We start from the raw sequence: 22370 nt of genomic DNA on the forward strand, positions 1-22370 counted from the left end.
TTGGTATTACCTTGGCTTGTATTTTAATCTTGAAAAGCTCGCACTCTTTATCAGTGAATGCAAACTCGAACTTTCATATTTAGAATATTGCACGAACGCTTAATGCGTAGCGGCGATCTGTGGTAAAGCTGAGTGCTTCAGTTCTGGTGCCATCTTGGTCTAATTGATACTGGGTTTTTGTTTCGGTATCAAGTAAGTTGCTCGCTTCAAAACCTATTTTCCAATGCTCATTGATTGTGTAATAGAGGCTGGCATCCATCATGCCTGAAGCTTCAGCATAAGCAGGTACATACTCTTCAGATTCACGTAGAGTCAACAGATATTCAGAGCGCCAAGTATAAGCTAGACGAAATGAAATGTTTTCGTACTCATACATACCAATAATATTTAAATTTTGATCCGAATAACCTTGTAGTGGTAAATCGCTAAAGACACGGAAGGTGTTGCGATTATCCGCAATAGGGTTACCGTTTTCATCAAAGCCAAGTGTACCAGCCGATACTTCGTTAGGATCCTCTAAACCGTCTTGGTCTATATAGGTGTAGTTAAACTGTAACCCTAACCCACTTAATGCACCTGGCAACATGTCATAGAATTGAGAATAAGAAAATTCAGCACCACGGATGGTACCTGACCCCGTATTCGCAGGTCCATAAGCTGATACATCGTAGATCTCATTATTATATGTAACGTCTAAATCGAATGCTTTGTTACGAATAATATTACTGAGTTTTTTATTAAATACTCCCACGGTGACATAGCCTGCTGGGGCAAAGTACCATTCAGTTGATAGGTCAAGGTTGATAGACTCCTCAGGCTTCAGGTTTGGATTTCCTGATAAAGCTGTTAGCTCAATATCATCAAGCCCAACTACAGGGTTGTTCGCTTCATCATAGTCGGCGCCTGGGGTTTCTAGTCGGCGAGTATAGTCTAATTTTAAAATACTGATATTTCTGGCATCTACTAGGCTTGGGTAATACAATGCTTTTGATGCACCAAAGCGTACTACCACATCTTCGCTTACGCCAAAGCTCAAATTTAAACTCGGTAGGATAGTGTTGTAGTCGGTACCGTCAACAGTACTTAATTGAGATTCACCATTGGCAATATCGTAGTAACGCTTATATTCAGCCTGTTGCATTACGTCATTTAATGATGTACCAAGTTCACCACGTTTAATTACTTGTGGCTGCACAAAAGCGCCTGTTGATTGCAATTGATAGTTCACATAACGTAAACCAATATTACCTGTAATTGGAATTGCTAAATCTATAAAATCAAAATCACTGCGAATGTAAAATTCACTACGCTTTTCATTTGTTGAACTGATATTATGGGCTGCAAAAGGGCCTTCGACACGATTATCTTTATCTGCATAGGGGACGTAAGTGCCTGAGCACGTACCATTGTTTGCGGCACTATTTGTGGCATTATGCCAACCATCCTTACAGCCTTGACGCAAAGAATCTGCGTAGTTTTTAACTAGATCCATGCTAGGGAAAAGAAAGTTGTTCACGCCTCCTTGTAGGACTTGGCCATGGTAGTAATCAGAAAAGTCCACGCGTTCAAATAGTTCAGGGCGGTTAATTGCTGCTGCGGCATTACGGTCTGCTTGTATCCAAGGGGTACCAATTGCCGACCATCCCTCATAGGCTGTATCGCGCACGGTTAGGTCTTTATCTGAGATATAGAAGCCAGCTTTAATGTTTGTAAAATTACCATCAAGCTCATAGTTCATATCAAATTTAAAGCTGTTTGCTGTTGCTGTATTATGCTCTTCTTGTTCCATACCACTGCCTAAAAATAAATTAGGCACTGGACCGTCCCAATCTTCATTTGGCGACCAACCCGCAGTCATTATGTTCTCACTGAGAAACTCAACTGTAGGTCTGTCACCACGCATATCCAGAAAATACGGTGATACGGCATGAACGTGGTTACCTCTAGTTTGGCCTGACATGCTGTAATTATTTACGACCTTTTCCGAGTCTACATGTTGGTAATCAAACTCTAAAGTGAGCCTATCGACTGGTTTTAAAACAAGATTAATTGAGGTATCTTCTACGGTGCTCTCATTGTAGTTCCAACGACTGCGGTAGAAGAAAGGTGTTTCGGGGCTAACGCCAAGTGCAATACCTGATGTGACAAAGCCATCTTCTGTAGTTAATGGGTGGCCATTTTCTGAGTCATCTTGCCAATTTTGAGATGATCCCATAAAGCCTCTAAAGCCCTGTGCGGCCTGTCCTATTTGACGCTCATTCCACTCTAAAGATGCTTTTGAGTTAATATGCTCAAGCGTCGCGACAATTTTTTCATCATCACTTGCCCATTGTAATGAACTTGTGAAGCCGGTTCTTTTACGGTCGTTAGTCGCAGTGCTCATGTGAATTGCTGCGGGAACATACCATACACTTGCAGGTTCTTGCCCTGGCAAAGCTGCGCCGTCTACAGGTGAACTTGGGTCAATGCCGGTGATGCCTCCCCATTGATCAAGCGTAGGTATAAAGGAGTCTCCACGAGAGTGAAAGTTACCTAATCCAACGCCATCACCACGGGTTTTATATTCGGATTGAGATGCTGCAATTAAAAAGCCAAACTTACCAGCACTGGTTTCCCAATTATCAGAAAAAAGCGCTGAGAGTGAAGGAGTGGTTTCATCGCGAAAATCACTATAGTTTGCTTTGGCGTTAAAAGAGATTATGCGTTCGGTAGAGTTAAATGGTTTACGAGTAATTAAGTTCACAGTCCCAGCAACACCACCAGAAATAAGATCGGCTGTTTGGTTTTTCACTACTTCTACGGCGTTGAGTAATTCGGCTGGAAAGTCTTCATAGCTTAAGCCACCATTTGGATTCGCACTGAATGCATCACGGCCATTGACCTCAGATCGCACTCGGTCTAATCCGCGTATTAAAACGCCAGTACCTTCATCAGCATAATGTTTTGGATCACTCGATGATGCAAAGCGTTCAATGGTAACGCCTGGCACACGCTGTAAGGCCTCAGTAACAGATTTATCAGGCAATGCACCAATATCTGATGCGGTTATCACATCTTTTACCGTATCTGCATAACGTTTAAGATTTTGCGCGCTATTGATACTACCTCTGATCCCTGTTACTTCGATGACTTCAATAGGATCATCTTCATTAATTGACATGACATCGCTGTCATTTACTTGCGAATTTTGAGCTGAAAGTAATAATGGGCACAAACCTAATATTGCATATGAAACCGCTAAGCTAAGCCGGGTTTTAGTTTGTTTTATATTTTTATTACTGCTACAGGTGACTCGTGTTGACATGGTTTAATTTTTCCGTTTCTTTTTATAATGACCATTAACTTCATAAGTAATTTGATTACCCGAGAAGTTATCCTTTATATCTGACAATAAGACTTAGTATGCCAAATTAGATTACACTCAAATTAACATTTAACTCTCATTTTGAGTAATAAAGTAACATTTAATTTTATATGTATCGTTACTTTTTAACATAAAGAAAAAGAAAGTAAATGTTTTCGCATAAAATATTTTAACTATTAAAAGCTATTGCTTGGATGAGTAAATATATTTTCTAGTAGCATTAGGGCTTAGTGACAAAAGAGCAGTAATAAGGGAAGAAGTTAAATAATTCTGTTTTGATAATGAATAAAAGTATGCTTTATCTGATCAAAAACGCCAGCACGAGGGCTGGCGTTTTAAATACAGATTAAAGCGTAGTATTAAGCTTTAGGACCGGCATTTTTGATTTCATCTGACACATCGTATTTTGCGAAGTTTTCAGTGAAGTCAGCTGCAAGTTTAGCTGCGTACTCAGCGTATTTAGCTTTGTCATCCCATGTATTAATAGGGTTAAGTAGTTCGCTATCAACACCTGGTACAGCAACTGGTACGTCTAGGTTTAGCACATCAATATGTTGTGTTTCAACACCAGCTAATTTACCTGATACGATAGCATCTACAACAGCGCGTGTTGTTGGAATATCAAAACGCTTGCCAGTGCCGTAAGGGCCACCAGTCCAACCTGTGTTTACTAGGTATACTTTAGCGCCAAACTCACGTACACGCTTCATAAGAAGCTCTGCATAAACGCCTGCTGGACGTGGGAAGAAAGGTGCGCCGAAACAGGTCGAGAAAGTAGATTCAATATCACTCGTTGAGCCAATCTCAGTTGAGCCCACTTTAGCGGTGTAGCCACTTAAGAAGTGAAATGCTGCTGCTTCTTCTGTTAACACAGATACAGGAGGTAATACACCACTAACGTCACATGTTAAAAATACAACTGCTTTTGGTTCACCTGCGCGGTTTTCAACTTTACGCTTTTCAACGTGTTCAAGTGGATACGCTGCGCGACTATTTTGAGTCAGGCTAGTATCGTTAAAGTCAGGTACGCGATTTTCATCAAGTACTACATTCTCTAAGATAGTGCCAAAGCGAATAGCATCCCAAATGACTGGTTCATTTTTTTGCGATAAGTCGATACATTTTGCATAACAGCCGCCTTCGATATTGAAAACACTGCCAGGTGCCCAACCGTGTTCGTCATCACCGATTAAAAAGCGAGTTGGATCTGCAGATAAGGTTGTTTTACCTGTACCTGATAAACCAAAGAATAACGCAGTGTCGCCAGCTTCGCCTACGTTAGCAGAGCAGTGCATTGGTAATACACCTTTTGCTGGAAGTAGGAAGTTTTGCACAGAGAACATTGATTTTTTCATTTCACCGGCATAACGCATACCTGCTAGCAGCACTTTACGTTGTGCAAAGTTGATAATAACTGTGCCATCACTGTTTGTGCCATCACGCTCTGGGTCACATACAAATGAAGGAACATTCATTACCTGCCACTGGGGTAAATCAGATGCATTATAAGATTTAGGTTCGATAAACATGTTTTTGGCAAAAATATGGTGCCATGCAGTTTCTGTAGTTACAACTACAGGTAAATAGTGCTCAGGATCAGCGCCAACTTCAAGGTGAGAGATGAAGTGGTCATTGCTTTGCACATGTGCTTCTACACGTGCCCATAAAGCGTCAAATTTATCTGCATCGAAAGGGCGGTTTACATTACCCCATTGAATATCATTTTCAGTACTTGGTTCTTGAACAATAAAACGATCTTTTGGAGAGCGACCAGTACGGTGACCAGTTTTTGCAACAAAAGCTCCATTGGCGGCTAAAGTCCCTTCGCCACGACGGATCGCGTGTTCGACAAGTTCAGCTGCAGTTAGATCGACAAAACGAGTAGCGCTTGAAGTCATGTTTATACCTAAATTGTGTGAGATTGAACGGGATAGCTCTGGGGTTCTTTTAACCTTTAAGCTGTTTTTATAGTAACAGATGGATTAGGGATATTCGAGCCTATGAAGGCCCTAAAAACGCATATATTTAGTAAAAAACATGAATAATTTCAATGATACCGGTGTCATAAAAGTCATGAAATTCATGACACCGGTATCAATTTAATGCACAAAAAAACCGCACAGGGTGCGGCTTAAATATTGAACAATTTAATATGGTGCTTTAGTTAAAAATACTCTTTATATCTTGTTCGGTAAAAATGTAATCTTTTAAACAATAATGGCAGCTAATTTTCACTTCACCATTTGCAGCGGCATCATCAAGTAAAACTTGTTGGCCGACATTAACAAGTGCTGTAATTGTTTTCTCTCTGGTGCAGCCACATTTAAACTTAATTGGCTGGGGCTCATACACACGAGGATTATCTTCATGATATAAGCGAGTAAGTACTGTTGTTGCATCAAGCGTTAATAATTCTTCATCTTTGATGGTATTACTGAGTGCTTCTAAGTGTGTAAAGTCATCAATCGACTTTTCTTTATTAACGGGTAGTACTTGCAGTAATAATCCAGATGCTTTCTCACTGCCCGCTGTCGTGTCTGTTGCAAACCATAGACGAGTTTGTAGCTGCTCTGATTGCGTAAAGTAAGCTTCCAAACATTCAGCTAGGGTTTCGTGTTCTAAAGGGACGATACCTTGATAACGCTCACCTTGGTTGGGTGTAATGGTTAATACCATGACGCCATTGCCAATAAGGTCTTTTATGGTATTGCCTGTTACTTCACTTTGTAAGCGAGCAATCCCCCGCATGTTTTGCTGATCATCACCATTAATAACAGCATATTTAACAGGACCATCGCCTTGTAGTTGCACGGCTATGTCACCTTCAAACTTCAGGGTTGCTGTTAAAAGGCATGTAGCCACTAAAAGCTCGCCTAATAGTTTTTGCACAGCAACAGGGTATTCATGACCTGAGATCATTTCTTGATAGGTTTGCTCTATTTGAACTAGTTCGCCTCTGACGTCTAGTTGATCAAATGTATAACGGTGAAGTAAATCTTGTTGCATGAGTGACATTACCTAACTTGATTTCATTTTTAAAAGTTCGCGTCTTTGTTTTTTATCCGGTTTGCGATCTGGATGCGGGGCAAAGAAGCTATTATTTTTGCGGGCAATACTATTTGCTTCGCGTTTTTCTATACTCGCTTGTGATTCTTCGTATAGGGTTTGTGCAATGGGGGCTCCAGCGCGTTTTTCAACTATTTTAAGCACTGTAATGATTTTTTCATCGACCCCTTGGGCTAATTTTATTTGCGCACCCAGCTCAACTATTTTACTAGGCTTAGTCCGCTGACCATTATAATGTACTTTACCGCCTTGCACCATGTCACGAGCAATAGCGCGGGTTTTATAAAAGCGAGCAGCCCATAGCCATTTATCTAAACGGACATTAATTGTTTCATCAGTTGACGTTAAATTACGGGTGTTACTTTTTGACACAATTGTACTCTTTTTAAAGCTATTGCTATAAGGCAAAATTTACCATGAAACTAACTGACAAAGAAACAGTCATAGTATTTCTCACTCGTAACCCTAGTTAATTTACCTTGTTTACAAAGTTTAATATTAGTGCGCTTGTTGAATGAAAAATGAAAAGGTACTATAGGCTCGCGATATAGCAGTAAATTAAAATAAGAAATGGCATTTATGGATCAGCAATTACAGCAGCTAAAACAATATATAGGTAAACTACCTCACGCTAAATTAAGTTGGGTGGTAACACTTTTAGCCGTTGTTTACATTGCCTTTTTAATGGCTAAACTATTTTGGCTTTTATGGCCTGAGCCAGTAAATCAACCTCTTCCTACCAGTTATAATACAGCAACTAATAACCAATTTGAGCGCGTTAATTCTAAGTCTATAATTGACCTACATTTATTTGGTAAAGCCGATGCGGTGGCGAAAAATAAACCAAGTAGGCAAGAGAAAGTTATTAACAATGCTCCAGAAACTCGTTTGAGTATCAATTTAACGGGCATTGTAGCAGTAAGTGATAATGATCAAACAGGCCTTGCTGTTATAGAGTCACAAGGGCAACAGGCTACTTATTTAGTTGAAGATGTTGTAAAAGGTACGCGAGCCAAACTTGCACAAGTACTTCCTGATCGTGTAATTCTGGATGTAAGTGGCCGCTTTGAAACATTAATGTTAGATGGCTTAGACTTTACTAAAACAGTCTCAATGCCTGTATTAGCTGAACGTGAAGCCGATGTTGAGCAAGGCCCTCGAGAGCTTGAAATTGATCAACAAATAGATGCTACAGCAGACGAAGACGTTAAAGAAGCCATTATTGAAACTCGCGATGAGCTATTGCAAGACCCAGGTAAGCTTTTTGATTATATTCGTGTTTCGCAAGCTATGAAAGATGGTGAGCTGATCGGTTATCGATTAAGCCCAGGTAAAGACCCAGCCTTATTTAAGCAAATGGGTTTACAGAATAATGATTTAGCTGTTTCTATCAACGGCTATCAACTATCAGATATGCAACAGGCCATGTCAGCTATTAATGAGCTGCGTAATAGTACCGATGCCAACATTACAATTGAACGTGATGGTGAGCAAATCGATGTGCAATTTAGCCTGCAATAACCTAGCTTTGGAGTTTTAATATAATGGTTAACGTGCTACACCTCAAAAAAATCAGAAAAGGGTTAGCTAAGTACGCAACACTTTTTTTTGCGGCTAGTTTATCTTTATCGGTGTCAGCCGTTGAATATGCTGCAAACTTTAAAGGCACAGATATTAATGAGTTTATTAATATCGTGGGTAAAAACCTAAATAAGACTGTGATCATTGACCCTAATGTGCGTGGCAAAGTAAATGTGCGTAGTTATGAGTTAATGGATGAAGCGCTTTATTATCAGTTTTTCTTAAATGTGTTAGAAGTGTATGGCTATTCAGCTGTAGAAATGGATAACGGCATCATAAAAATAGAAAAAAGCTCAGATGCCAAAAAATCAAACGTACCGTTAATTACTGAAGATAACCAAGCCAGCGGCGATATGATGGTGACTCGTGTAGTACGAGTAAAGAATGTAAGCGTACAAGAGCTAGGTCCATTAGTACGCCAATTTAGCGACCAAAAAGATGGCGGTCATGTTGCCAACTTTAATGCTGCCAACGTTATGATGTTGACCGGTCATGCTGCATCGGTTAACCGTTTAGTTGAAATTATTCGCTCTGTTGACCAAGCCGGTGACAAGCGTGTTGATATTGTAAAGTTGAACTTTGCAACGGCCGATGATGTGGTCTCTGTTGTTGAGAATATTTATAAAGATAGTGGCAAAGGCAGTGTTCCTGAGTTTTTAATCCCCAAAGTAGTTGCTGATGGTCGTACTAATAGCGTTATTGTGAGCGGTGAAGGGCAAGCTAGAAACCGCGCTATAGAATTAATTAAGCGTCTTGATGGCGAGTTACAAAACCAAGGTAACACTAAGGTTATTTACTTAAATTACGCCAACTCTGAGGATTTAGTAAAAGTACTCCAAGGTGTGAGTAAAACCCTTGCTGAGGAAGGTCAGGGGGCTACTAAAACCCGCAGCCGCACTCAAAACGAAACCAGCATTGAAGCACACCCAGATTCAAATTCATTGGTTATTACAGCTCAGCCAGATACTATGCGTTCACTTGAATCTGTTATTGAGCGATTAGATATTCGTCGTGCTCAAGTACTTGTTGAAGCTATTATTGTTGAAGTCATGGAAGCTGATGGTGTTAACTTTGGTTTGCAGTGGATTTCTGAGCAGGGTGGTATGATGCAATTTAATAACGGCACTACAGTTCCTGTTGGCTCATTAGCGGTTGCTGCTGAACAAGCTCGTGACACGACAGTAACTAAAACCATTACAGGTGATAATGCAGAACTTAATGAATTTGATGAAACAGTTGAAGGTGATTTAGGGCCACTCGCTACTTTACTTGGTGGTATTAATGGCCTTGCCATGGGTATTGTCAAAAACGACTGGGGCGCGATTATTCAAGCAGTATCAACAGATACTAACTCAAACATTCTTGCTACGCCTTCTGTTACCACTATGGATAACGAAGAAGCGTCGATGATTGTAGGTCAAGAAGTTCCTATTATTACAGGCTCGCAAACGGGTTCAAATAACTCAAACCCATTCCAAACAGTAGAACGTCAAGAAGTAGGTGTAAAACTTAAAGTTACTCCACAAATTAATGATGGTACAGCAGTACAGCTGACTATTGAGCAAGAAGTATCGGGCGTAAGCGGTACTACGTCAGTTGATATCTCTATCAATAAACGTGCGATTAAAACCACTGTTATGGCCGATGATGGCGGGATGGTGGTACTTGGTGGCTTGATTGACGAAGACGTGCAAGAAAGTGTTTCGAAGGTACCTTTATTAGGTGATATTCCAATTCTTGGTCACTTGTTCCGTTCAACTAATACCAGCAAGCGTAAGCGTAATCTTATTGTATTTATTCGTCCGACGATTATCCGAGATGGCGTTAAAATGAACCAACTTAGCCATTCTAAATATAACTTTATTCGTGGTGAGCAACATAAGCAAAAAGAGGACGGCATTGATTTAATGCCACTGACTGATGCACCTATTTTACCTGAGTGGAATGATGCATTAGTGTTGCCACCAACGTATGAAGAGTATTTAAAACAGCAAAATGCGGATGAGCGCAATAATGACTGAAGCTATTACATCAATAAATGAAGAGCTTGAAACAACACCACACGATAGTGAGCTGTTGACCAGTGATGATTTGGTTGAATTACCCCTTAAGCGTTTGCCATTTTCTTACGCCAGACGCACTGGCGTACTATTAAGCAAAAATGATGATGATTGGGTGGTGTATTATCGTGGTGAGCTTGATATTGATGTTTTACTCGAAGTTCGCCGAATTGCCGGGCATGGTTTTACTCTTGAACAGCTGGAAGACGATAAATTCGAGCTGTTATTAGAAGCTTCATATCAGCGCGATAGCTCAGAAACTCAGCAAATGATGGAAGATATCGGCAACGAGGTTGACTTATTTTCGCTTGCTGAAGAAATGCCACAAACGGAAGACTTACTCGCTGGAGATGATGACGCGCCAATCATAAAATTGATTAACGCGATGCTTAGCGAAGCTATCAAAGAAGGTGCTTCAGATATTCATATTGAGACCTTTGAGCAAGAACTTGTTATTCGCTTTAGGGTTGATGGCGTACTTAAAGAAGTGCTTAAACCTAACCGTAAACTGGCATCGCTGTTAGTCTCACGTATTAAAGTAATGGCCAAGCTTGATATTGCTGAAAAGCGTATCCCGCAAGATGGTCGTATAAGTTTACGTATTGCAGGACGAGCGGTAGATGTCCGGGTATCAACCATGCCATCAAGTTTTGGTGAGCGAGTGGTATTACGTCTACTGGATAAAAATAATGCGCGTTTAAATCTTGAAGATTTAGGTATGACGCTACGAAATCGTGAGCTGTTTTCTGACTTGATCAGTAAACCTCACGGTATCATATTGGTGACGGGTCCAACCGGTTCTGGTAAAAGTACCACGCTTTATGCAGGTATGAGTCAAATAAACTCTCGTGATCGCAATATTCTAACCGTAGAAGATCCAATCGAGTATGAAATCCCCGGGATTGGTCAAACCCAAGTTAACGCAAAAGTGAATATGACTTTTGCTCGTGGCCTACGCGCAATTTTACGCCAAGATCCCGATGTGGTAATGGTTGGTGAAATACGTGATTTAGAAACGGCGCAAATTGGTGTGCAAGCTTCACTGACCGGTCACTTAGTAATGTCTACGCTGCATACTAACACCGCAGCCGGTGCTATATCTCGTATGGAAGACATGGGCGTAGAGCCATTCTTATTATCATCGTCGTTACTGGGTGTGCTTTCGCAGCGCTTAGTCCGCACTTTATGTGATAGTTGTAAAGAAGCGCATGTTGCCGACGAACGTGAATGTGAGCTACTTGGTGTAGCAAACGATAATCCGCCAACAATTTATCGTGCGATGGGCTGTGAAGAGTGCAACTTTAATGGTTACCGTGGCCGTACAGGTATTCACGAGCTATTGGTGGTTGATGAAACCGTACGAGAGCTTGTTCACAGTGGTAAAGGCGAGCAGAGTGTTGAAAAGTATATTCGCAAACATACCCCGAGTATTCGTCAAGATGGCTGTAGTCGCGTATTAGCAGGTAAGACTACTCTGGAAGAAGTATTACGTGTTACCCGTGAGGAAGGCTAATGGCTGCGTTTGAGTACCGTGCTTTAGATGGCCGCGGAAAAGAGAAAAAAGGCATTTTAGAAGCTGATACAGCAAAACAAATACGTCAATCTTTACGTGAGCAAGGGCTTACTCCGCTGGAGGTTGTTCCGGCAGCTGAAGGTGATAAACAAGTCAAAGGGGCGAAAAAGTCTGCTTTTGGCGGTTTGTTTAAATCTAAAATTTCTACGTCGGATTTAGCACTTATTACCCGCCAGCTTGCAACGCTTATTCAATCTGCATTGCCAGTTGAAGGTGCCGTTATGGCGGTGGCGGAGCAATGTGAGAAGCCGCGCTTAAAACGCATGCTGATGTCTGTGCGTTCAAAAGTTGTTGAAGGTTACACTTTAGCTGACGGTATGTCAGAGTTTCCTCATGTATTTGATAACTTATATCGAGCCATGGTGGCGGCTGGAGAAAAATCGGGTCACTTAGATGCCGTACTAAACCGTTTAGCTGATTACACAGAGCAACGCCAACATATGCGCAGTCAAATTACGCAAGCCATGGTATATCCTGTGATCTTAGTGATTTTTGCCATTGGTATCGTTTCTGTTTTATTAGGTACTGTGGTGCCTAAAATTCTTAAAACATTTGAAAAATCAAAACAGGTATTACCTTGGACTACCGAGTGGGTAATGGCTGCCAGTAACTTTGTGCAGAATTATTGGCTGATCTCATTGGTAGTGATCACCATACTCGCAATCTCTATAAAGCATGCGTTGAAGCAGCCTAAGATTCGCTTTTGGTATGATTCCAAAATTTTAATAATGCCAGGCATAGGTAAAGTGGCGCGTAGCATAAACACAGCGCGTTTTGCTCGTACTCTAAGTATTTTATCTTCAAGCTCGGTACCTTTACTTGAGGGCATGCGAATTTCGGGTGGAGTGCTCGTTAATGAAAAAATCAAAAAGTCGGTGGGTGATGCTGCAACACGCGTGAGTGAAGGGGCAAGCTTACGCGCGTCTTTACAAGAAACGAAATTGTTTCCGCCTATGATGCTGCATATGATTGCCAGTGGCGAAAAATCCGGTGAGCTTGAGCAGATGCTAGAGCGTGCTGCAAACAATCAGGATCGTGAGTTTGAGACCATGGTAAATGTCTCGCTAAAACTCTTAGAGCCTGCGATGATAGCGTCGATGGCGGTGATAGTCCTGTTTATCGTAATGGCAATTTTACAACCAATTATGGCAATGAATAAAGCAATTGGGCTTTAACAGTTTCAAGGATTTGTAGCAGCAATATGTGTTGTTACAGTGATTAATTAATAAGAAAATAGAGGTACATACGTGAATAAACAATCAGGTTTCTCATTACTCGAAGTTATGGTGGTACTGGTTATTATTGGCATGATCATGTCAATCGTGGCACCGAATATTATGGGGCAACAAGAAGAGGCAGCTATCGATAAAGCGCATTTAGATATTCAACAGCTTGAAGATGCGATGAGCCTTTATAAACTAAAAAATAAAGCTTACTTAAGCACAGAGCAAGGTCTTGAAGGTTTAGTTAATCAAACTAGCATTGAGCCTGTTCCACGTCGCTTCCCTGAAGGTGGGTTTATTTCTAAATTACCAGAAGATCCATGGGGTAATCCGTATCAGTTAATTAGCCCAGGAGAAATTGGTAAAATTGATATTTTTTCAATGGGCCCAGATGGCGAAGCTGGTACTGATGATGACATCGGTAACTGGGATGAAGAAAAGCAATAATGAAGTATCCAAGCAAGGCGCAAACTAAAAAACAGCGCGGTTTATTATGATAATAAATCGGGCATCTTTGCGCCATGCTAAGCCACGCTCTGTTATAAAAGGGTTTAGCTTAATAGAGATTTTAGTGGTATTGGTGGTCATCGCCTTTGCCACCAAAATGGTGGTATACAGTCTTGATGGCGGGGCGGAAGACGCCTTAGAAAAACAAGCATTGAGACTGCATACCACCATTAACATGGCATCTGAATTTGCCATACTGAACCAGGTTGAATTAGGTTTTCACGTAGATGAAGACATCTTTGAATTTTTAGTATTTGATGGTGAAAAGTGGATCACCTTCGACCGCGAAAAGTTGTTTGAACCGCTTACCATCACGGAAGACTTTAAACTAACCCTAAATTTAGAAGATTTAGCTTGGGCACAAGAAAACCTATTAGAGCAATCTAATTGGCGCGAGCTTATGAGTTCAGGCGATGATGAAAGCCTATTAGAGTTAAAAAAGCTTAAAATACCACAAGTACTCATTTTATCATCAGGAGAGATCAGTGCTTTTCAGTTGACTCTTGAGCTAGAAGAGCAAAGAGAGCCTGTTTACTTCATTGAAGGTGAATTTTTAGCTCCTGTAAACCTACGTAGAGAGCCTGAATAATGCAAAGCGTTAAAGGGTTTACCTTACTCGAAGTGATGGTTGCATTGAGTATTTGTGCGCTCGCTGGTATTGCTGCTATGCAAGCGACAGGTGAGCACATTAATCATTTATCAAGCCTTGAAGAACAGACTTATGCCTCTTGGGTTGCTGAAAACGTCATGGTTGAACAGCGCGCAAAAGGGAAAAAGTGGCAAGGCAAAAATGGTCAAAAGGGCACTGAAAATATGGCTGGTATCGACTGGTATTGGCGTCAAGATGTGGTTGCAACCGCTGATAAAAGCTTTGTTAAAGTGACCATCAATGTATTTACCGATGAAAAGTTAGAGCACTCAGTGTATGAGTTATCGAGCTATTTAAATAAAGGCGGTAAATAGTGAAACAACGTGGTTTTACACTGCTAGAGGTAATGGTAGCACTAGGCATTTTAGCTTTTGTAGTATTAGCGACTCATCAAATTTTAGACTCGACAACTAAAGCTAAAGAAGCATCGGATGAAAAAATAGCTGAACTTAATGGTTTACAGACTACCTTTAGATTAATGGATCAAGACTTTAGTCAGATGACAAAACGTGAAGTGCGCAATCAATCTGGCGATATTCAAGAAAGTTATATTTTAGCGGGGCGTTACACGCTTGATAGTCAATATGATGGTATTGGCTTTGTTCGTGATGGTTGGATTAATCCTATTAACTTACTTCCTCGCTCTGAGTTACAAGCTGTGGGTTATCGAGTTATCGACGATAAGCTCGAACGTGTATATCGTGTTTATGTAGATCAGCTCGATAATACAGAGCCGCGTGCGCAAGTTATTTTAGACGATATTGAAGACCTTAAGTTTGAATTTTTAGATGACAAAAATGAATGGCAAGAGCAGTGGCAAATAAAAGCATTACCTAAAGCGGTTGCGGTGACAATTCAGCAAATTGAAGAAGAGCCGATTAAGCGGATTTTTTTAGTCCCAGGTGATGGGAAGGTTGCGACACCTTCTACGCAAACACCAGGAAACGGCCAAAATTTAGGTGATGACTCATGAACAGTAAGTCGTCACGCGGAGCTGCCTTAGTCATTGTTTTATTCATCGTTGCGCTGGCTTCTATTCTGGCTGTAGAAATGAGCGCAAATTTGATGGTGCAAGTACAGCGTAGTACTAACATTCAAGGCCATCAACAAGCTAAGTGGTATGCTTATGCTGCTGAAGAGCTAGCCATCAAAGCTTTGCAGCAAAGTAAGAAAGACGACCCAGATAAAACCACGCTGCAACAAATTTGGGCACAACAGGGTGATATTCCATACCCAGTTGATAATGGCACCCTACAAGGTAATATTACTGATTTACAGGCGTGTTTAAATTTAAATGCGCTAAGAGCGAAAGCGCCGGCAAATGGTAAAACAAAAACCAACCCTGCGCATAAAGCCTTATTAGCATTACTTGAAAATATTGAAGATCTCCCCTCGGATGAATCCGAAGAAACCATGGCAGATAGTGTCTATGATTGGCTGGATCAAGACAATATTACTTACCGTTCAGGGGCTGAAGAAGATGAATACTCATCACGAGATTTTCCGTACTTAACTGCTAATAATTACTTTGCTTCGACCTCAGAGCTACGTTTAATTCGAGGGTTTAATCCACTTGTCATGGAAAAGGTACTTCCTTATGTGTGTGTTATACCAGGCAGCGAGCTACTGGCTATTAATGTCAACACATTAGACCCAGAGCATGCGCTTTTATTAAGTGCGCTGATTGATGGTTTGGAAGAGTCTGGCGCGCAAAGTGTGCTCTCAGCTCGCCCTGAAGAAGGCTTTGGGGATATTGAAGAATTTTTTGAACAGATAAATCAACAAGGCGCACAAAATGTGAAGTCCGTTGAAGATCTGTTCACTATTAATAGCGAATATTTTAAACTACAGGCGCAGGCTGAATTTGTAGAACTGCGTTTTTCGATGACCACTTTACTGCAAGCCAAAAATGGCGAAGTAACTATACTGGCGCGAAAATTTGGAGGCGTACAGTGACAGAAACACTCTTGATCCGCACGGGTCAAACCCAACAAGATTGTATTCATTGGTTGGTTTACTCGCCATTAGAACAAGAAATAATTGCCAGTGGCGAACTGCCTAATGCTGAGCAATTAACAGAGTTAACTGATAAAGCACAAAGCCGTGAAGTTGTGGTTTTGTTACCAAGTGATCAAGTGCAGTTAAAAACAGTTGAACTTCCTACTAAATGGAACCGAAAACTGGAGCAAGCATTGCCTTACATGCTTGAAGAAGACATTGCATGTGATGTTGATGATTTGTTTATTGCTATTGCCGAACCAACAATAGTTGGTGAAAAGCACGCAATTAATGTAGCAATGACAGATCGAGAATGGTTTGAAAGCTGGCTTGGGGTTTTTGCTGAGCATGATATTGAAGTATTTACTCTCTTACCAGATGCATTATTACTTCCAACCGCAGAGCAAGGCATCAGTGCAATTGAGCTAAAAGGGCAATGGCTTTGTAAGTTTGGGCAATGGCACATTAGTGCGGTTGAGCAATCATGGCTGGCAGAGTATCTATCTGCACTGGGTAATCCTGATATTGCTCATTACAGCCCTGCTACTAATTTCCCTGATACAGTGAATCTTGATGCGCAAACTTCTGCTTACGATTTACCGCTAGCATTATTTGCTACGCAATTACCTAATACCAAGTTCAACCTACGCCAAGGCGAGTATCAGTTAAAGAAAAAAAGCGCACTTTGGTGGGGTTACTGGAAAGGCGCAGCTATTGCTGCCAGCATTGCATTAGTGAGTTCTATATTAATTAAAGGGTTTGAGCTGCATCAGCTTACTCGAGACCTTGAGGTGGCAAAATCACAAGTGGTAGAACGCTATCAAAATGCATTTCCGGGAAAAACTGTGCGACCTCATCTAATTAAAAGCCAAATCAACGGCGAGCTAGCTAAATTAGAGGGCGGCAGTAGCGCAGGCTTTTTAGACTTAACCAGTGAGCTGGTTACTGTGTTTAGTCAAGTGCAAGATTTCACTCCAGAAACACTACGCTATGACCAACGCCGTAATGAATTAAGAATTCGTGCTCGTGGTAAAGATTTTCAAACCTTTGGTAAAGTGAAGTCAATTTTAGAGCAACGAGGCTTAACGGTTGATCAAGGCTCGTTAAACAACGACGGTGATTTTGTGGTTGGTGAATTAAAACTAGGAGGTGCAGCATGAAGCAACAACTAGTGAAGTATTGGCGCTCATTGAAAGAGCAAGAGCAACAGTTGGTAATGATTGCTGGTGGTATTTTTGTTATTTTTGTTTTGGTTATGGGTATCTTTAGACCGCTTAATAATGCCATTGCCAAAGCGCAGCAGGACCAAGTAAAGCAACAAGAGCTTTTGACTTGGGTTGATAGCAGCATTGTTCGATTAAAAGCAGCGGGCAGTCGCTCTGTTGTAAACAATAAAAACTTAAGCCAAATAGTTAATGCTACACGTGGCCGCTTTGGTATCACTATTAGCAAAATGCAACCTAACGATAACTCATTACGTTTAACAATAGACTCAGTGCAATTTAATAAGTTAGTACAGTGGCTTGATGAGATTGTTTACAAAGAAGGTGTGCAGATTGAAAATTTAGATCTCAGCCGTGACGATAAGCAAGGTTATGTACGCGTAAGCCGACTGGTATTAGAGAAGTAATAATGAAAAAAACAGCGTTTCTTATAATTATATTTATTATTAGCTTTATTGTATTTGCAGTAATAAAAACACCTGCAGCAGTTGCTATCAACTTAGCGAGTGGTTATTTACCGAAAGATCTAAAACTAGGTCAAGCCTCTGGCAGTGTGTGGCAAGGTCGTATCATGCAGCTGCACTATCAAGGTGAGCAAATTAATAACCTAAGTTGGGATATTTCTGGATGGGCCCTTTTTACTGGGCAATTAACCGGAAACCTCAAATTTGGTAATGTTCGTGATACGGCTGATATTTCTGGTCGTGGAGATTTTAACTATGGCTTATTCGATCAAACTGTTTCACTTACCGACGCAACACTTAGGTTGAGTGTTGAACGAGCAATGGATCGCTTGCAGCTACCTTTGCCAGTAAAAGCGAAAGGTCGAGTAATTGTTGACCTAGATGAGTTTAAATCGGGTGTTCCTTATTGTGATGCACTAAACGGTGAAATCGCCAGCCCTAATATTGACGTTCAAGGTCTATCAGGTTGGTTTAGTATTGGCCCACTAAGCGGTCGATTGAGCTGTAAATCAGGTGATGTCGCAGTATTAGTTGATCCTGATAATCGTCTGGGGTTAGAAGCCGATGCCGTATTAAAGGCGAATTTAGACTTTAAAGTTGCAGGATTCATTAAACCGGATGCAACATTGCCAAAAGAAGTGCATGATGCAGCTAAATTTTTAGGCCGCGCCGATAGAGATGGACGCTATCCGCTTAATTTTTAATGTCATATTGAGTTTTTCATGCAAATACCCGCATTTACACCTGAGCACGCACAGCAATTAAGTACATTTTTGGCAAGCCATGGTCAAGCCATGACGCTTCCTCAAAGCCAAGGCTATTTGTTTGCAGTGATTTGTTCTCCTGAGCCACTAGACGTTCACCAATGGCTCGAAGTTATAGTGCCTAATACCGGAGGTCAGCTTGATGAAACAATCTTGTTTGCTTTTATGGGGCTATACCACCAAATAAGTGAACAAGTTTATGAAACTGGTTTTAAGCTACCAGTCACGTTAAAACATCATGCTGATAGTGACAGTTACCTAGATCTTGATGAATGCCAAATGTGGTGTCAGGGTTTTATTCAGGGCGCACAAGAATACTACATCAAACTGAGCCAAGCGCCGGCTTTAGATGCAAACTTGTTAGAGGCTTTACAAACTGCGTATGCAAGCTTAGGTTTTTTCGCTCTGGATGCACAAGTGATGACTACTATTGCTGAGCAAAATAGTATAACTGACGTACAGCTAGCGCAAAGCCAGTATGAACTTATGGGCGATTTTGCATTAGGATTTGCTGAGCTAATAGAAATAATCGCTGTGCAAAGCGGTTTATATAGTGAAGAAGATGAGAGTTGGAGCTAGGTTAACCTAGCTCTAATACTATTTCAGTGCAGCCTTTAGCGCACCTAGCAACCCCTTGGCCAGGCTTAGGGGTTTTTAAATCTAACGTTAGAACCCCCTGACACTGCTCGCATTTTACAGTTTGCCCTTTCGCCAGCTTTTTTAATAGATTCTTATGCTGATTAAATGACTCACTACTTTTTTTGGTTAGCGCTGAAAAGTCCACTATTTGCCTCTGCGTTCTGCGAGTGATTCAGCTGCAATTTTACATACTGTATTTAAACGGTCTTCGTAAAAATAAAGATTTAGATCTTTGCTGCGACAGTATCGCGTGTAAAACAGTTGTAATTGCTCATCTGTTTGCATGGTTTCTTCTAAGTACTCAAGCTCAGACTCTGATAATGATAGTGTTGATTTAATTCTGTTTTTAGCCATGCTTGCAGCTGGACCGCGATTAATATTGCTTGCACTGCTTAAAATACCGACACCTTCGCCGAGTAGTTTTTCTCTGGGTTCTTTTATCATTGGGTGGTCAATGGTAAAGAGCGCGAGTACGACAATAACAAGAAAAAGAAATTTTTTCATAGTTGACTTTGATCTGAACGGGTAAGAGTTGAGCAACAGTGTAATAAAATGCACCTTTATAAAGCAAGTGACTAAGATGAATAAATTATTAGCGATCAATGTCAGCTTTTTTGAGCAGACTTGATATAATGCTAAAGAACAATTAGATTTTTCAGAAATCTCTGAACGTTACTTGCGTACGTTTAGTTTTGCACTACCATAACAGTTAAGTTGAATATCTTAGCTGTTATGGCTTGCAATGATTGTTTGACTATTATTCTCCAAAGGCGTTGAGGGACTTCGATGGAAAAGCAAATTAAGGTAAAAAATATTCCGACAGAGGTGAAGATCGAAAAACCCGATCTTAATGCTCCAGAGGATAGGTTTAATCCCCGAAATCGTATTTATGTACGTGCAGTTAAAGGCTTGCATCAATTATTAAGGCAGCGTATTGGGTTTATCGGCATGCTCGCATTTATGTTGCTGCCATGGATAAACTTTAACGGTCAACAGGCTGTATTATTTGATTTAATGGGGCAAAAGTATAATATTTTTGGCCTTACTTTGTGGCCACAAGACTTCACTATTTTAGCATTTATTTTAATGCTGGCAGCATTTGCCCTATTTTTGGTAACTACTTTCTACGGGCGCGTCTGGTGTGGTTACACATGCCCGCAAACCGTCTGGACATTTATATTCATTTGGTTTGAAGAAAAGTTTGAAGGCACAGCTAACCAACGCAAAAAGCTAGATCAAAGGCCGATGGATTTTGATAAGTTTTGGCGAAAAGCTGCTAAACACACAAGCTGGATCGCGTTTTCACTTTATACCGCTATTTCATTTGTCGGCTATTTTACGCCTATTCGTGAGCTCCTGCCTGACTTTATCACCTTCAATGTGGGTGGTTACGCATTAGTGAGTATTGTCGTGTTTGCCGTATGCACCTACGGTAATGCTGGTTGGATGCGCGAAATCATGTGTCTACATATTTGCCCATACTCGCGTTTTCAATCAGCAATGTTTGACAAAGACACCTTTACCGTAAGCTATGATGAGCAACGTGGTGAAAATCGCGGACCCCGCTCTCGTAAACAAGACCCCAAAGAGCTTAACTTAGGCGATTGCATTGACTGTAACTTGTGCGTACAAGTTTGCCCTACAGGCATAGACATTCGTAATGGCCTGCAGGCTGAGTGTATTAACTGTGGCGCATGTATTGATGCGTGTGATGGCGTTATGGACAAAATGAATTATCCTCGAGGACTTATTTCTTATACCACGGAACGCAATTTAGAAACGCCAGAGAATAAAACCAATCCATTGCGCCCCAAAATTATTGGATACTTAGTTATTTTAATTGTGCTAAGTGGTGCATTAGTGGGTAATATCGTGATGCGTAAGCCGATGGATTTAGATATTATTCGCGATAGAAACCAACTTTATCGGGTCGACTTTAACGGCTTAGTTGAAAATACTTACACGCTTAAGGTGATCAACAAAGCACAATATGAGCAAAGTTTTAATATTAAGGTCGAGGGATTAGAAAACTTTAAATACATTGGTAAGCAAACATTCACGGTGCAAGCGGGTGAGTCACATAATGTACCATTGTCATTAGTGGTGGATCCGTATGATTTGAAAAAACCAATGACTGAGTTTAACTTTGTTTTATCGCCAGTAAATGACCCTAGCTCGAAAATTTCGCAGCCGAGTAACTTTTTTAAAGCGCGATAGTTAAGTACACTAACATAAATTAAAAAGCGGGGTTTTCCCGCTTTTTTATATTGATGAGAATTATGAGTAAATTTAGCTTTGAAGGCTTAACACCCGACTCTATTTTAGATGCCGTAGAAAGTATTGGCATTTATGCTGAATCGGGGTTGTTGGCGTTAAATAGTTACGAAAATCGGGTTTATCAATTTAAAGCTGAAGATGGTAATCGTTATGTGGTGAAGTTTTATCGTCCTGAGCGTTGGAGCAAAGCGCAAATATTAGAAGAACATAGCTTTGCATTTGAACTCGCAGACGCGGAGGTGCCAGTTGTAGCACCTATAATTCATAATGATGAAAGTTTATTTGAACACAATGGGTCTTTATTTACCTTGTTCCCAAGTGTTGGAGGACGAATTTTTGAAGTTGATAACCTTGACCAACTAGATGTCTTGGGCCGTTTGATTGGTCGTATGCATCAAGTTGCGAAAGCGAGCGAGTTTAAAGAGCGACCGTTGATCGGCTGTGATGAATATTTAGATACAGCTAAAATTCAGCTACAAAATAGTAATCTCGTTCCCGCAAGCCTTGGGACTGCGTTTTATACCATTTTAGATATGGTGATCACTGAAACAAAAGCTCAGTACAAAAACGTTGAAACGATTCGTCTACACGGTGATTGCCATGCTGGTAATATTCTGTGGTCCGGGGATGCGCTAATGTTTGTTGATTTAGACGATAGCCGCCAAGGTCCCGCAATACAAGATTTATGGATGATGCTCAGTGGCGATCGAAATAATCAACTGTTACAGTTAGACACCTTAGTGGCTGCTTATGAAGAGTTTTGTGATTTTGACCACGCTCAACTTAAATTGATTGAACCATTACGTGCTATGCGTATGATTCATTATATGGGGTGGTTAGCTAAACGCTGGGATGATCCTGCATTTCCAAGGAACTTTTCTTGGTTTGCGGATGACAAATACTGGGAGCAACAAATTTTAGCTTTAAAAGAGCAGTACTCTGCACTGCAAGAACCACCGCTAAAGTTACTGCCATAAATTAT

Annotated in this window: 21 protein-coding genes; 15 read left to right on the forward strand and 6 right to left on the reverse strand. The window is 40.8% G+C overall.

Annotated elements, in window-relative coordinates:
* Nucleotides 1-79 precede the first annotated feature (79 nt).
* The 4 genes from B5G52_RS20050 to hslR form a co-directional block, all read right to left on the reverse strand.
* Nucleotides 80-3304: a TonB-dependent receptor gene (locus tag B5G52_RS20050; protein WP_087534402.1), complete on the reverse strand. Its 3225-nt coding sequence runs from the start codon at nt 3302-3304 to the stop codon at nt 80-82.
* 419 nt (nt 3305-3723) lie between these two features.
* Nucleotides 3724-5262 (reverse strand): phosphoenolpyruvate carboxykinase, encoded by a 1539-nt coding sequence (locus B5G52_RS20055; RefSeq protein WP_087534403.1) that lies wholly within the window; start codon nt 5260-5262, stop codon nt 3724-3726.
* Nucleotides 5263-5524: 262 nt separating this feature from the next.
* The gene (gene hslO, locus B5G52_RS20060; protein WP_087534404.1) at nt 5525-6370 is read right to left on the reverse strand and encodes an Hsp33 family molecular chaperone HslO; all 846 of its coding nucleotides are present in this window, start codon (nt 6368-6370) and stop codon (nt 5525-5527) included.
* 12 nt (nt 6371-6382) lie between these two features.
* Nucleotides 6383-6802: a ribosome-associated heat shock protein Hsp15 gene (gene hslR / locus B5G52_RS20065; RefSeq protein WP_087534405.1), complete on the reverse strand. Its 420-nt coding sequence runs from the start codon at nt 6800-6802 to the stop codon at nt 6383-6385.
* Nucleotides 6803-7009: 207 nt separating this feature from the next.
* On the opposite strand from hslR, the gene gspC reads away from it, so the two are divergent.
* The 13 genes from gspC (at nt 7010) to B5G52_RS20130 (ending at nt 19051) form a co-directional block, all read left to right on the forward strand.
* On the forward strand, nt 7010-7951 hold the full coding sequence (gspC, locus tag B5G52_RS20070) for a type II secretion system protein GspC (protein ID WP_087534406.1): 942 nt from the start codon (nt 7010-7012) through the stop codon (nt 7949-7951).
* A 23-nt stretch (nt 7952-7974) separates the two neighbouring features.
* On the forward strand, nt 7975-10032 hold the full coding sequence (gene gspD / locus B5G52_RS20075; protein WP_087534407.1) for a type II secretion system secretin GspD: 2058 nt from the start codon (nt 7975-7977) through the stop codon (nt 10030-10032).
* Nucleotides 10025-11584 (forward strand): type II secretion system ATPase GspE, encoded by a 1560-nt coding sequence (gspE, locus tag B5G52_RS20080; protein ID WP_087534428.1) that lies wholly within the window; start codon nt 10025-10027, stop codon nt 11582-11584. The genes gspD and gspE overlap by 8 nt, the downstream gene beginning before the upstream one ends.
* A complete protein-coding gene (gene gspF / locus B5G52_RS20085) occupies nt 11584-12819 on the forward strand; it encodes a type II secretion system inner membrane protein GspF (protein ID WP_087534408.1) in 1236 nt (411 codons plus the stop codon). The genes gspE and gspF overlap by 1 nt, the downstream gene beginning before the upstream one ends.
* 72 nt (nt 12820-12891) lie before the next feature.
* Complete coding sequence (gene gspG, locus B5G52_RS20090) at nt 12892-13314, forward strand: type II secretion system major pseudopilin GspG (RefSeq protein ID WP_087534409.1); 423 nt, start codon at nt 12892-12894, stop codon at nt 13312-13314.
* Between the two features lie 46 nt (nt 13315-13360).
* A complete protein-coding gene (locus tag B5G52_RS20095; protein WP_087534410.1) occupies nt 13361-13963 on the forward strand; it encodes a type II secretion system protein in 603 nt (200 codons plus the stop codon).
* A complete protein-coding gene (gene gspI, locus B5G52_RS20100) occupies nt 13963-14337 on the forward strand; it encodes a type II secretion system minor pseudopilin GspI (protein ID WP_087534411.1) in 375 nt (124 codons plus the stop codon). The genes B5G52_RS20095 and gspI overlap by 1 nt, the downstream gene beginning before the upstream one ends.
* Nucleotides 14337-14996 (forward strand): type II secretion system minor pseudopilin GspJ, encoded by a 660-nt coding sequence (gene gspJ / locus B5G52_RS20105; RefSeq protein ID WP_087534412.1) that lies wholly within the window; start codon nt 14337-14339, stop codon nt 14994-14996. Before gspI ends, gspJ begins: the two co-directional genes overlap by 1 nt.
* Nucleotides 14993-15979 carry a type II secretion system minor pseudopilin GspK gene (gspK, locus tag B5G52_RS20110; protein WP_087534413.1) on the forward strand — a complete coding sequence of 329 codons (987 nt, stop codon included), beginning with the start codon at nt 14993-14995 and terminating at the stop codon, nt 15977-15979. The genes gspJ and gspK overlap by 4 nt, the downstream gene beginning before the upstream one ends.
* Complete coding sequence (gspL, locus tag B5G52_RS20115) at nt 15976-17181, forward strand: type II secretion system protein GspL (RefSeq protein WP_087534414.1); 1206 nt, start codon at nt 15976-15978, stop codon at nt 17179-17181. Before gspK ends, gspL begins: the two co-directional genes overlap by 4 nt.
* Nucleotides 17178-17651: a type II secretion system protein GspM gene (gene gspM / locus B5G52_RS20120; RefSeq protein ID WP_087534415.1), complete on the forward strand. Its 474-nt coding sequence runs from the start codon at nt 17178-17180 to the stop codon at nt 17649-17651. Before gspL ends, gspM begins: the two co-directional genes overlap by 4 nt.
* A 2-nt stretch (nt 17652-17653) precedes the next feature.
* Complete coding sequence (locus tag B5G52_RS20125; RefSeq protein WP_087534416.1) at nt 17654-18412, forward strand: type II secretion system protein N; 759 nt, start codon at nt 17654-17656, stop codon at nt 18410-18412.
* Nucleotides 18413-18430: 18 nt separating this feature from the next.
* A complete protein-coding gene (locus tag B5G52_RS20130; RefSeq protein ID WP_087534417.1) occupies nt 18431-19051 on the forward strand; it encodes a UPF0149 family protein in 621 nt (206 codons plus the stop codon).
* A 1-nt stretch (nt 19052) separates the two neighbouring features.
* On the opposite strand, the gene B5G52_RS22440 is transcribed toward B5G52_RS20130, so the two are convergent.
* A complete protein-coding gene (locus B5G52_RS22440) occupies nt 19053-19256 on the reverse strand; it encodes a hypothetical protein (protein ID WP_087534418.1) in 204 nt (67 codons plus the stop codon).
* Entirely contained in the window at nt 19256-19615 is a 360-nt protein-coding gene (locus B5G52_RS20140) for a hypothetical protein (protein WP_087534419.1), read from the reverse strand. Before B5G52_RS20140 ends, B5G52_RS22440 begins: the two co-directional genes overlap by 1 nt.
* A 282-nt stretch (nt 19616-19897) precedes the next feature.
* On the opposite strand from B5G52_RS20140, the gene ccoG reads away from it, so the two are divergent.
* On the forward strand, nt 19898-21328 hold the full coding sequence (gene ccoG, locus B5G52_RS20145; RefSeq protein WP_087534420.1) for a cytochrome c oxidase accessory protein CcoG: 1431 nt from the start codon (nt 19898-19900) through the stop codon (nt 21326-21328).
* A gap of 62 nt (nt 21329-21390) precedes the next feature.
* Entirely contained in the window at nt 21391-22365 is a 975-nt protein-coding gene (locus tag B5G52_RS20150; protein ID WP_087534421.1) for a serine/threonine protein kinase, read from the forward strand.
* Nucleotides 22366-22370 lie beyond the last annotated feature (5 nt).

It is taken from the genome of Pseudoalteromonas sp. A601 (genome assembly GCF_002165575.1).
Taxonomy (GTDB): Bacteria; Pseudomonadota; Gammaproteobacteria; order Enterobacterales; family Alteromonadaceae; genus Pseudoalteromonas.

Excerpts from the sequence above, each read along its gene's own strand:
- B5G52_RS20050 (WP_087534402.1), bottom strand. The coding sequence starts at position 3,304 with ATGTCAACACGAGTCACCTGTAGCAGTAATAAAAATATAAAACAAACT.
- B5G52_RS20055 (WP_087534403.1), bottom strand. The coding sequence starts at position 5,262 with ATGACTTCAAGCGCTACTCGTTTTGTCGATCTAACTGCAGCTGAACTT.
- hslO (WP_087534404.1), bottom strand. The coding sequence starts at position 6,370 with ATGCAACAAGATTTACTTCACCGTTATACATTTGATCAACTAGACGTC.
- gspC (WP_087534406.1), top strand. The coding sequence starts at position 7,010 with ATGGATCAGCAATTACAGCAGCTAAAACAATATATAGGTAAACTACCT.
- gspD (WP_087534407.1), top strand. The coding sequence starts at position 7,975 with ATGGTTAACGTGCTACACCTCAAAAAAATCAGAAAAGGGTTAGCTAAG.
- gspE (WP_087534428.1), top strand. The coding sequence starts at position 10,025 with ATGACTGAAGCTATTACATCAATAAATGAAGAGCTTGAAACAACACCA.
- gspF (WP_087534408.1), top strand. The coding sequence starts at position 11,584 with ATGGCTGCGTTTGAGTACCGTGCTTTAGATGGCCGCGGAAAAGAGAAA.
- B5G52_RS20095 (WP_087534410.1), top strand. The coding sequence starts at position 13,361 with ATGATAATAAATCGGGCATCTTTGCGCCATGCTAAGCCACGCTCTGTT.
- gspI (WP_087534411.1), top strand. The coding sequence starts at position 13,963 with ATGCAAAGCGTTAAAGGGTTTACCTTACTCGAAGTGATGGTTGCATTG.
- gspK (WP_087534413.1), top strand. The coding sequence starts at position 14,993 with ATGAACAGTAAGTCGTCACGCGGAGCTGCCTTAGTCATTGTTTTATTC.
- gspM (WP_087534415.1), top strand. The coding sequence starts at position 17,178 with ATGAAGCAACAACTAGTGAAGTATTGGCGCTCATTGAAAGAGCAAGAG.
- B5G52_RS20125 (WP_087534416.1), top strand. The coding sequence starts at position 17,654 with ATGAAAAAAACAGCGTTTCTTATAATTATATTTATTATTAGCTTTATT.
- B5G52_RS20130 (WP_087534417.1), top strand. The coding sequence starts at position 18,431 with ATGCAAATACCCGCATTTACACCTGAGCACGCACAGCAATTAAGTACA.
- B5G52_RS20140 (WP_087534419.1), bottom strand. The coding sequence starts at position 19,615 with ATGAAAAAATTTCTTTTTCTTGTTATTGTCGTACTCGCGCTCTTTACC.
- ccoG (WP_087534420.1), top strand. The coding sequence starts at position 19,898 with ATGGAAAAGCAAATTAAGGTAAAAAATATTCCGACAGAGGTGAAGATC.
- B5G52_RS20150 (WP_087534421.1), top strand. The coding sequence starts at position 21,391 with ATGAGTAAATTTAGCTTTGAAGGCTTAACACCCGACTCTATTTTAGAT.